Here is an 11633-nt window from a genome sequence, read left to right as displayed (position 1 = left end):
TGCGACTGCCCGTCCGATTCGGCCATGAAGTCAGGCTATGGGCCGGGTGTCGGCCGGGCGGACAAACCGACAGGCACCGCGGTGTCGTGGACCACCAGCCGCCGGCTGAGCCTCGGCGACGACCTCACCCTCCGAGGAAGAGTTGTGTCGTCTCCGTGTCGTTGTACGTGGGCGAAGGGGCGTTAGTGCTGGTCAGGGCCTCGGCGTTGGCGCTCTGTAAATCCGTCGCGAAGGCTACAGAGGTTCGGATTTTCTACCCGTCCTGGAGGAGCTCAAGCGGACAACCGCGGAGGCCACCACGAAGCTGATCCCCCACGACCGCACAGGGCGGCATAGCAGAAGCCGAGCTACCGGTCGAGGCGTCCGAGCGCAGGGACGCCCGCAGGGAGCAGTCTTGGCTCAATCGATGCCCCAAACCCCACCGCCGGAGCGGCCGTCGGCCGACGACACGACGCCGCCTCCACCTTTGCACTGGACCCTGCCGACTCAATCGATTCGCATCGAAACCCACCTGTCCGACCAGTGGTGGCCCTATGCCATGTAAGGCGGGACGACCTTGCTGATCGGGTGCCTTGCCATGGTGGTCGTCGTGCTGGCCAGATGAAGTCATCGGACTGGGGGATCCTCACGACGGCGCGCAGAGACGGCCGTGACATCGGCAGCGATCATGGGTGGCGAAGCAGCCCTCGATGGGGTGACCGCGGCCGCTTCTGGGTACAGGGCGTCATGGACGTGGCCGCGGAGAACTGGCAGGTGCTTGCAGACCGACATCGGCAAAGCGATGGCGACCCTCGCCGGTGCCGGGACTGCCAGGCCTACTGGCCGTGCCTCTACCGGCTGCGCGCCGACCGCGAGCTTTCCAACACCCCCGCTGATGAGGGAGTTGCGGGCGGAAGGTTATGGGCCGAGGTACGACAAACCGGAACATCAACGCTAGGAAAACCGTGACAACGAGCGCGCCAGATACATCGACCCAGGTGCCACAGCCGGCGCCCGAGGAACAACGTGCCGAGTGCCGGCACTGTGGTGAGCCCCTGTGGCAGGACTGGTTATGGGGCTGGATGCACGAAGAACGTCGCTATCTGTGCCAGGATCCGGCCACGGGTGAGCTGCTGTGCCAACCCGCAACACCCGCCTGACTCGTCCCCTTCTAGATCGCGGATTGTCATCACGACATTGTTGACGTCGCGCAGTCGGCGGGGAGACGAGGCAGAGGACGTGCTCGGCGTGGTACTCGCCTTCTGCCTTTCAGCAGTCACGGTCAACCGGTTCTTCAGCCCGATCGCCGTGCGCGTGGGGGCAGGTGCGAACGGGTGGCTCCTTTCAGCGCCGTCGCCGTACCCCAGCGCTGTCTCCTCGGCGCGCTCAGCCCGGTGGCGGCAGGGCGGTTGATGGCTGGTGCCGCCGGGCGGGCAGACTGGACGGCCATGTCGCCGTTCACGCCCACCCTCCGGTTGCACGATCGGTACGTCCTGCGCGAGCGCATCGGCCTCGGCGGGATGTCCGAGGTGTGGCGCGCCGACGACGAGGTGCTCGGCCGCCCCGTCGCCGTGAAGGCGCTCGCCGGTGAGTTCGCCGTCGACCCGCAGCTGCGAGCCACCATCCAGCGCGAGGCCCGCGCCGCCGCCCGGCTGACCCACCCCCACATCACCCAGGTGTACGACTACGGCGAGGCGACCCTGGCCGGCGGCACGGTGGTGCCGTACCTGGTGATGGAGCTGGTCGACGGGCGCAACCTCGCCGACCGGCTCACCAGCGGCCCGCTCGCCTGGCCCGAGGCGGTCCGGATCGCCGGCCAGGTCGCCGCGGCGCTCGCCGCCGCACACCGGATCGGAGTGGTGCACCGCGACATCAAGCCGGGCAACGTCATGCTCACCGACACCGGCGCCAAGGTGCTCGACTTCGGCATCGCCGCGCTCGCCGGCCCGCACCACCCGCTCGCCGGCCAGACAGGCGAACTGCTGATGGGCACCCCGGCCTACTTCGCCCCGGAGCGGCTGGCCGCCGGCCCGCCCAACCCGGCCAGCGACGTCTACGCCCTGGGTGCGCTGCTCTACCGCTCCCTGGCCGGCCGCGCCCCGCTGCCAGTGCAGACCTGGGAGGACGCGCTCGAGGTGCACGCCGAGCGCGCCCCGGTACCGCCGCTGCGCATCCCCGGCATGCCCGCCGACACCGCCAGTCTCACCCTCGCCTGCCTAGCGGCCGATCCAGCCCGGCGACCGACAGCCGCGCTGCTCGCTACCCGATTCGGCGCTGGGCAGCCGGCCGACCCGCCCACCGCGATCCTGCCTACCCTGCCGACCGGTCGCGCGCCGGTCGCGCTGGCGCACCCGCCCACCCTCATCGACCGCGCACCAGGCGCGCCACTCGTGCGCCGCCTCGCATCGGGGGTCAGCCCGTCGCGCCGGTCGAACCGGATACTTGGGGTGCTCGTGGCCAGTGGCCTCGTCCTCGTGGTCGGGCTCGTGGGCCTGATCGCCCTTAACGACGGACCGGATGGTCCGCCCGTTGCGCAACCGTCGCACGTCACGCCGGTCGAGCAGTCAGATTCGGAGGTGCCAAGCCCGTCGATCGACCCAGCTGTGGGCGCGCCGTCGACCGGCCGGCTCACGCCGGTCACGCTGCGGCAGCTGGCCGCCGAACTGACGGCGGTGATCGACGACGCGGAGAGCAGGAACGAGACCGACCCGAAGACGGCCGAGGAGCTGCGGGACAAGCTTGCCGACGTAGACCGGGGCAAGCCAAAGGACAGTGCCAAGCGAATTCGAGGATTGACTGAGTGGATCGCCAAGGCAGCCGACGGGGACAGGATCAGCGCCGACACCGCCGCCCGCCTGCAGGAGCTGCTGGCCGGGTATTACTCCCGGGCGGGCGAGAGGGAAGACGACGACTAACAGCTCTGATGCACCGGTTGCGCGGTCGGTTGTTGGTGCCAGGCGAGGCACTACGCAACAAGCGTTCCGTTGAAGTGCCGCCGCGCTGTCCGGTCGGAGACTGCGGCCTGCCAGGCAATGTCCGCCACGCTGGCGGCGCGTCCGCGGCGAGCACACGTGCGGCAGTGGATGGCCGGGCGTCGATCGCCGCCGGTCGGGCCTTCACTGGTGCAACCGGCCTGCGGGCCGCTGGAGGCTTCGTGGACGGCGGTGCGGTATCAGGGCCGGTGCTCTCCGGTGCGCGGACGTGCGCTTCCTCTCCCATCTTTGTTAACGCTGACCCTGGTGGCCGTGCCGGCTGACCGGCGGTCAGCATCTCCAGCACCAGCAACAACGCCAAGGCCGGCCAGGCGGATGACTCGGGCCGCCAGATTGTCCGGCGCCGCTAGGACGTTCACGACGATTGAGGCCACCACCCCGGTCAGGAAGGACTCCGCGCGGACACCCGTCCCAGCCGGCCGGCGGTCCAGTCGTCGGCCAGCACTGCGGACGACAATGTCGAGGTGGTCCACGAGCGCGGGTCTAGACGGGGACTTCGGCGCTGAGGACGATGGTGAGTTCCTCCGGTAGGTGCAGGAACTCGGCGTGGCTGGCGGCGTTGTGGGCAAGGGCGATGAACAGCCGTTTACGCCAGGTGGCCATACCCGGGCTACGGGTGCAGCGCAGCGTGATCCGCGAGACGAAGTAGGAGACCTGCTCGCAGTCGATTCCTTCGGCGAGGGGGTGCGTGGCGCTGCGGCGCATGACCTCGGGGAAATCGGTGGGGTCCTGAAAACCGAAGACGGCGCTGATGTGGATGATGCCGTCGTCTGGGTCGCCGAGATCGTCGATGGTGAGGCGCTGATCCCACGGGATGTGGGGGACGTTCGCGGTGCTACCGGTGACGATGACGATCTTCTCGTGGCGTACGTGGTTGTGCGCGACGTTCGCCCGCAGCGCCAGGGGAGTGGTCTCCTTGTTCGGGTGAGGGAAAACGGCGGTGCCCTGCACCCGCGGGATGTTCGCTGCGTGCAGGGTGTCGATGAAGTCGCGCAGGGGGCCTTCGCGCTCGATGCGCCGGGCGGTGACCAGTTGCGCTCCGCGCCGCCAGGTCAGCAGGAGAGTGAACAGGACGATCGCGATGAGCAGCGTCAGCCACCCGCCGTGGGTGACCTTGGCTAGGTTCGCGGTGAAGAAGGTCAGCTCGAGGCTGCCGAAGACGGCCCCGAACAGCACCAGTCGCCAGAAGGGCCAATGCCACTGGACCCGCGCGACGACGAGGAACAGGGTCGTGGTGATCAGGAACGTGCCGGTGACTGCTACCCCATACGCGGCGGCGAGGTTCGTGGATGAGCCGAACGCGAACACCACCAGCAGGACTGCCGCGAACAGGCCCCAATTCACCCCGGGCGCGTAGATCTGTCCGTACTGGTGGGACGAGGTCTGCCGGATGCGCAGGCGCGGCAGGAAGCCCAGCCGCATGGCCTCCCGGGACACTGAGAACGCCCCGGAGATCACCGACTGGGACGCGATGACGGTGGCCACGGTGGCCAGGACGACCATCGGCAGTTGCGCCCAGTCGGGTAGCAGCAGGAAGAACGGGTTCTCCCGACCGGCGGGTGCGCGCAGGATCAACGCGCCTTGGCCGAGGTAGTTGAGCGTCAAGGCGGGAAACACGATTGCGAACCAGGCCAGGCGGATCGGGGCGCCGCCGAAGTGTCCCATGTCGGCGTAGAGCGCTTCGGCGCCGGTGATCGCCAGTACCACGGCGCCCATGGCGATGAACGCGATGACGGGGTGGTCCACGAAGAACAGGACCGCATAGCTGGGGGACAGCGCGGCCAGCACGCTCGGATGACGGATCACCTCAGCCGCGCCGGCGACGCCCAGACTGGCGAACCAGAGCAGCATGATCGGCCCGAACACCGCCCCGACCCGTCCGGTGCCCCAACGCTGAATGGCGAACAGCAGGGTGAGGATCACCGCGGACACCGGGAGCACCACCACCGCCCACGCCGGGGAGATGACCTCGAGCCCTTCCACCGCTGACAACACCGAGATCGCCGGGGTGATCACGCTGTCGCCGTAGAACAGGGCAGCACCCAAGGCACCCAGCGCCAGCACAGTGGCGGCGCGCCTTTCGCTGCCCTTGACCAGCACTCTTCCGGCAAGCGCGGCCAAGGCCATCACCCCGCCCTCGCCCTCGTTGTCGGCCTGCAGGATGAAGATGACGTACTTGACCGACACGATAAGGATGATCGACCAGAAGACCAGCGAGATCACGCCGAACACGTCCGGCGCGGTCGGTACCAGGCCACGGTCGAGGGTGAACACCGTCTTCAACGCATAAAGCGGGCTAGTCCCGATATCGCCGTACACCACGCCCAAGGCGCCTAACGTCAGCCCAAGCCCCGCCGTCCGACGACCCGCAGACGCCGTCCGAGACGCCGGCTCACCACTCTTCGCCGGCCCCTGGTCCAGGCTGGGTTGTTCGTCGTCCGCTAGCTCCGCCACCCCACAGGCATACCAACCAACACGCAACCGCCTGGGTCGTATGTCGGAATCGGTGGCGACGGGGTACCGACCTGCCGCACCAGCAGGAATGGCACCACCGCCGAGATCTCCGCTACGGCGCCAGCGGCCTGGACAGCAAGAGGTTTCCCCACCTGGACGGGCGACACCAGCCGGATCGAGCGGCGGCTGGGGTGCGGATGGTTGGACGTCGAGCGTGTCTGGCGGACCGTAACGACATCCGGACCATCGACGCCTGTTCCTCTGGAGGTCGGGGTGCGCGACATCCATGGCGCGCCGGGACTCACGACGCCCGGGTAACGCTCCGCGTGACCGACAGCACCGTGAGGTACACCAGGAGTAGCCATTTCAGCCGACGCCGCGCGCCTTTCACCGCAGTGCTGCACTCCGGACGATGGCGTTGGTGCGACAGGACGCCGAGACGGTCCTGCCGCGGCCGACCGGACGGACAGGCGAAGGTGAATAGGAAGATTTCTCCCAGTCGGGGTCTGAAGCGTTGCGATCGGTGGAAGACGGTGGTTGACTGCTGCACCATGCCAGAACACGAGATAACCGATTGGTCGGGTAGATCGTGAAACATCAAGCCGTGGCAACTCACTCGATGGATGGGCATCCGGTGACGTGGCGGCAACGGTTGGCCAGATGGCTGGACCCCACCGTGGCGCAATGGGCGGTCGCTCAAGAGCAGGGGTCGACCCCACCGGACCCGTCGCCACCACCGGAGCGTGTCGAGACCCTGTGGCCCGCGATCTGCGAGCAGTTCGCGCTGCGCATTCTGGCGTCGGCCTACCAGATGGGCAGCCACCTCGAGGTTGTCGAGGCCGATGAGCAGGATCCCGAGCGGCTCGAGCGGCTCTACCGCATCGACCACGCGAACACCCGCATCCGCCGCCACGCGGAGAACCTGCAGGTTCTGTTGGGACGGCGTGTCGAGGACGCCGACCGGCAGACGGTCGCCTTAGTCGATGTCATTCGGGCCGCGACATCGGCTACCGAGTACTACGCGCGAACTCGTGTCGGACTTGTGGTGGGCCTCGGGGTCGTAGAGTTCGCGGCCGACGACGTGATTCGGGTGCTGACTGAGCTGCTGGACAACGCAACCCGCTTCTCCCCGCCGACCTCGTCGGTGATCGTGTCGTCGTTCATCACCGAGGACGGCAGCGTGCTGCTTCGTGTCGAGGACGCCGGCGTCGGTGTCAGGCCCGACCAACTCGCTGCGCTCAACGCCATGCTGGCCGGGAACACATCGGCGCCGGTCGCGGATAACCCGGCAGCGCATCTGGGTCTTGTCGTCGTTTCGTACCTGGCCCGCGCCCACCACCTGCGGGTCGCGCTGACAAACCGACCCTCGGGCGGCACGACCGCGACCGTGCTGGTTCCCGCGCCGCTGCTATGTGAGATGGCGTCCACACCCCCTCCACCCTCGCATCCCCAACGTGCGGCACCGGTGGCCCACCGCCCGTCGGTTCAAACCGGAGCCCGTGAAGGAGGGGGGCAGGTGGAGGCGTCGCACCCGGGCGCGCAAGCTCCCACCTCTCGCCTGACGCTCGTACATGGCCGGCCGGGCGGCAACGGCCACCGCGTCGCAGCGCAATCGGTCGCCAGTGATGGTGGTCTTCCCCGTCGCGTACCGGAGAGTGTGCGCGCTGACGGCCGCCCCGATGGCGGGATTGAGAACGCCGTTGCCGCATCGGGGCACCGCGCCTCGCCAGATCGGGACACTTGGCCGGACGAGACGGTTGCTTTCGCCGCCGGCGTCACCGATGCACAGGTACCACCAACCGTGAAACCCGAAGGACACCTGCCATGACTCACCCGAACGGCGGCAGCGGCGGACCGCAGGCGGCCGCCTCCGGGCACCAGGATTTCGCGTGGCTGGTGCGCCAGTTCGCCGACGACGTGCCCGGTGTCACCCATGCTTTGATCGTGTCCCTCGACGGTCTGCAGCTCGCCGCTTCCCGCGGGGTTTCCCGGGACTTGGGCGATCAGTTGGCTGCCTTGACCGCGGGGCTGCTCAGCATGGCCGACCGCAGCGCAGATCTGCTCGACCTAGGCGCGTCGGAATATCTGACTGTTCGCCTGCCGCGCGGACACCTCATGTTCATGCGGGTCGGCGATTCCGCGGGGCTGACCGTGGCCGCTGCCGCTGATTGTGACCTGCGGGTCGTCTCCTACCACATGACGCAGTTCGTCGGCGCCGTCGGGCACGTCCTGACCCCGCAGGTCCGCCACGATCTGCACCGCCTCACCGTCAGCCAGCCGCCCGGTTGAGTGGCCAGAGCCGAGGGAGCGAAAGTGCCCACCACCTACTGGAAGGTGCGGCCCTACGTGTTGACCGGGGGACGCGCACGCACCCGGCAGCATCTGCTGGTGCACACCCTGGTGTCGGTGCCGTTCTATGACGCGGTCTTCGCCTCAGGGCTGCTGCCCGAGGCGCGGTCACTGTACGAGCAGGCCCGGCAAACCAGATCGGTTGCCGAACTGTCGGCGGTATGCGGCATGTCGCTGGGCGTGACCCGGGTCGTGGTCGACGACCTCGCCGCCACCGACCGGCTGCAGATCCACGACGGCCACTACACCACCCAGATCGATCTTCACCTCCTGGAGAGACTGCGCGATGGCCTCCGCCAGCTTGCCTGACAGCCCCCTGCTGACCTCGGCGAAGATCGTCATCGCCGGCGGCTTCGGCGTCGGTAAGACCACCTGCGTCCAGTCCATCTCCGAGATTCCCCCGATCAACACCGAGGCGTGGATGACGGCGGCGAGCGAGACGGTGGACCGGCTGGACCCGGGAATCGACAAGACGACCACGACCGTGGCCATGGACTTCGGCCGGCTGACGATCGGCGCCGACCTCGTGCTGTACCTGTTCGGCACACCCGGGCAGCCACGGTTCTGGCCGATGTGGGACGACCTGTGCCGGGGCGCGGTCGGCGCGCTGGTGCTGGCCGACACCCGGAACCTGGAGGCATCGTTCCCAGCGGTCAACTATTTCGAGCAAGACAGCGACGTGCCGTTCGTGGTCTGCGTCAACCTCTTCGACGGCGTGCTGACGCACCAGCTAGAGGACATCCGCGCCGCCCTCACGCTGTCTGCCGAGGTTTCGCTGATCACCTGCGACGCCCGCGACCCGTCGTCGGTCGCCAGGGCCCTGCTGGCAGTCGTCGAACACACGATGGCACGCACCACCGGCGCGGTCCCGGACGCACTCGCGGCCCGGTAGCTCAACCACCTGGAGGCACCAATGCGGAAGATTCTGATCGTGGGGGCCGGACAGTCCGGGCTGCAACTCGGGCTGAGTCTGCTCGCCGAAGGGTACGACGTGACCATCATGTCGGCCCGTACCCCCGATGAGATTCGCCGCGGCTGGGTGATGAGCACCCAGGCGATGTTCGCCGCGGCGCTGGACACCGAGCGTGAGTACGGGCTGGATCTCTGGCAGGAGCAGACACCGCACATCGAGGGGCTGCAGCTGTCCCTGTCCGCCCCACCCGGCGAGCGAGCGCTGCGCTTTTCTGGCCCTCTGGATCGCTACGCGCAAAGCACCGACCAGCGCCTGAAGATGGCCAGCTGGCTGGAGCTGTTTGAGCAGCGCGGCGGCACGGTGCACTACCAGGGTGTGACGACCGCGGACCTGGACGGCCTCACCAAGCTGCGCCGCTACGACCTGACCATCGTCGCCGCCGGCAAGGGCGACCTGGTTGGCGTCTTCGACCGCGACCCGCAGCGGTCGGTGTACACGGCACCCCAGCGAGGACTCGCCGTCGCCTACGTGCACGGCATGACACCGGACCCGCTGTGGCCGGTGCCGCATGTCAGCTTCAACGCCGTCCCCGGACTCGGGGAACTTTTCGTCATCCCCGCACTGACCCTGTCCGGGCCATGCGAGATCCTATTCTGGGAAGCCGTGCCCGACGGCCCGCTTGACCTGTGGAAAGACCGGCGGGACCCGGCCGAGCATCTCAAGCTGACCCTCGAGCTCGTGCGCCAGTACACCCCATGGATCTATGACCGGTGCGCCGACGTGGAGCTCACCGACGGGCGGGCCACCCTGTCCGGTCGATACACGCCAACCGTGCGCCACCCCGTGGCAGAGCTGCCCTCGGGCGGCCTCGTCCTGGGCATGGCCGACGTCGTGGTCGCCAACGACCCCATCACCGGCCAGGGCAGCAACACCGCCGCCAAGTGCGCCTACTCATACCTCGGATCCATCCTGGAGCGGGGGGACCAGCCGTTCGACGGACCCTGGATGACTCAGACGTTCGAGCGGTTCTGGGAAAGCGCCGGGCAGGCCGTGACCACCTGGACCAACGCCATGCTCCAGCCGCTACCCCCGCACGTACAGCAGATCCTCGCGGCCGCCTCCACCAACCCGACCATCGCCCGCCGGTTCGCCAACGGCTTCTCCGACCCCAACGACTTCCAGAACTGGTTCATGACACCTGACGCCGCGGACACCTACCTGGCCACACTCGCCGCCAACTGATCCACCGACCACAGCGTCCGCCGGTACATCACTCCGAAGCGACTTACGGCGGGCTGTCTCGCTGATCGTCCCACCGAAGATTCGTCGATGCCTGGCCCCGGTATGACCTCCCCCCTGTCGCTTGCCCGGAGGAGTGGTTGCCGCCGGCCGGTGATCTCGCGGAGCACCTCGTCGGGCACGGGCTGGTTCGGCTGTGATGTCTCTGCCGACCCCGACGTCTGTCAACAACCTGCCGGCGCGGCTTCGGTGGGCTCTCGAGAATGTGTCGGTAGAAGCGTTGGCGAGGCGTCATGTCGGGGGCACGGCGGCCGTCCTGCCGTTATTGAGCTTGCGCTGGTACTCGAGCGGACAGCACCGCCTTGGCTTCCCGCGTTGCGGACGCCAGTTACCGCCCAGCGCAGCGGCGGCCACGGCCTTGATCTCGGCCTGCACGTGCGGGAGCGGGAGCCACATCGCGGTGGGAAAGTGAGGCCAATGTGCCGTTCAGACCCGGTACACCGCAGTCACCCGTGCGGTGGTCGTGCCGGGTCGGCGCCGGGCGCTGAGGCGCGGCCGGGTCGTGTGGTGGCCATGGATCCCGCGAGGGACGCTGCATGGCCGCATCGAGGTCCAACTGTCTGAACGGCAGTCATGTCTTGGGGCAGTCGGCAACCGCCGCTTCGATGACGCCGTCAAGTTCGCTGACCGGCTGCTGCGCCTCACCAACCTGGGGCTATCGATGGGGGCTTTCGCGCAGGAACCCGGTAATCCCCTAACGCCAAACGCCGCCGATGCCCTAACCCGGCGGGATAACGCTGGGGTGCACCCCCGATGCCCGATACCGCTGTTCAACCTACGGTCGATCGTGGGTCGGGTGAGCTTGCCTGGACCACGTCCTAAAACATCAATCGATGGGACCGGCAACATGAGTGAAAGCGCCAGCACAAATTCAACCGCCGACGTGAACTCCACATCTGCCGCCGATTGGACCGGCAACACGGAGGTAACTGCCGATGCGAACTCGACGACCAGTCTGGAGTCCACCGCCAACGCGGGGTCGACCGCCGAGATGGGCGTAACCGCTGGGATGGCGTCGCCGCAGAGCCTGCAGGACTTCGTATTCGGCCTGCTCAGCAACGTCGACGCCCGGGCGGCGTACGAGGCGGACCCGCAAGGTGCGCTGGACGGCGCGGGCCTCAACGACGTGAACCCGGCCGACGTGCAGGACATCGTTCCGCTGGTCGCTGACTACGTTCCTGTCCAGGGCGTCACGTCCCTTCTTGCCGGAGACAGCCTCGGAGTTAGCGCGGGTGCCACCGTCGACGGACTGGCGCTCGGCGGCGTGGCCGGCACCCTCGACAGCACCTTGGGCGGCCTCGGCCTCACCGGTGTGACCGGCGACGTGGGCGCCACCCTCGACAGCGTGAGCCTCAGCAGCGTGACCGGCGCCCTGGACAACACCGTCGGTGGACTCGGTGTCAGCGCAGTCACCGGCGGCCTGGGCGGCACGGCGCACGGCGTCACCGCCCTGGCAGCCGGCGTGATCGGTGACGTCGGTGGCACCCTGGACGGCACGGTCGGCGGGCTCGGTGCCAGCGGCGTGATCGTCGACGTCGGCGGGACATTGGACGGCACGGTCGGCGGGCTCGGTGTCGGTGGTGTGACGGGCGATCTGGGCGGCACGGTGCATGGCGTGACCGGCCTGGCTGGCGGCGTCACCGGTG

Annotated in this window: 8 protein-coding genes; 7 read left to right on the top strand and 1 reads right to left on the bottom strand. The window is 68.3% G+C overall.

The window, feature by feature from the left end:
• Window positions 1–1313: 1313 nt before the first annotated feature.
• Window positions 1314–2894, top strand: coding sequence for a protein kinase domain-containing protein (locus tag ACWD5O_RS32845; RefSeq protein ID WP_450087671.1), 1581 nt, complete (start codon window positions 1314–1316; stop codon window positions 2892–2894).
• 561 nt (window positions 2895–3455) lie between these two features.
• Here ACWD5O_RS32845 and ACWD5O_RS32840 read toward each other — a convergent pair.
• Window positions 3456–5315, bottom strand: coding sequence for a potassium transporter Kup (locus tag ACWD5O_RS32840; protein ID WP_450087672.1), 1860 nt, complete (start codon window positions 5313–5315; stop codon window positions 3456–3458).
• 715 nt (window positions 5316–6030) lie between these two features.
• Between ACWD5O_RS32840 and ACWD5O_RS32835 the strand changes: the two genes are divergently transcribed.
• The 6 genes from ACWD5O_RS32835 to ACWD5O_RS32810 form a co-directional block, all read left to right on the top strand.
• Window positions 6031–7254 (top strand): sensor histidine kinase, encoded by a 1224-nt coding sequence (locus tag ACWD5O_RS32835; RefSeq protein ID WP_450087670.1) that lies wholly within the window; start codon window positions 6031–6033, stop codon window positions 7252–7254.
• On the top strand, window positions 7251–7715 hold the full coding sequence (locus ACWD5O_RS32830; protein WP_450006321.1) for a roadblock/LC7 domain-containing protein: 465 nt from the start codon (window positions 7251–7253) through the stop codon (window positions 7713–7715). The genes ACWD5O_RS32835 and ACWD5O_RS32830 overlap by 4 nt, the downstream gene beginning before the upstream one ends.
• Window positions 7716–7739: 24 nt before the next feature.
• A complete protein-coding gene (locus tag ACWD5O_RS32825; RefSeq protein WP_354968662.1) occupies window positions 7740–8084 on the top strand; it encodes a DUF742 domain-containing protein in 345 nt (114 codons plus the stop codon).
• Entirely contained in the window at window positions 8062–8667 is a 606-nt protein-coding gene (locus tag ACWD5O_RS32820) for a GTP-binding protein (protein ID WP_450087669.1), read from the top strand. The genes ACWD5O_RS32825 and ACWD5O_RS32820 overlap by 23 nt, the downstream gene beginning before the upstream one ends.
• A 21-nt stretch (window positions 8668–8688) precedes the next feature.
• On the top strand, window positions 8689–9930 hold the full coding sequence (locus ACWD5O_RS32815; protein ID WP_354968660.1) for a styrene monooxygenase/indole monooxygenase family protein: 1242 nt from the start codon (window positions 8689–8691) through the stop codon (window positions 9928–9930).
• Window positions 9931–10783: 853 nt separating this feature from the next.
• Window positions 10784–11633: IniB N-terminal domain-containing protein (locus ACWD5O_RS32810; protein WP_450087668.1), on the top strand; the 850-nt coding region annotated here is incomplete at its 3' end.

The sequence above is a fragment of the Micromonospora sp. NPDC005161 genome, from assembly GCF_053599855.1.
This window is presented reverse-complemented; position numbering and strand designations above follow the sequence as displayed.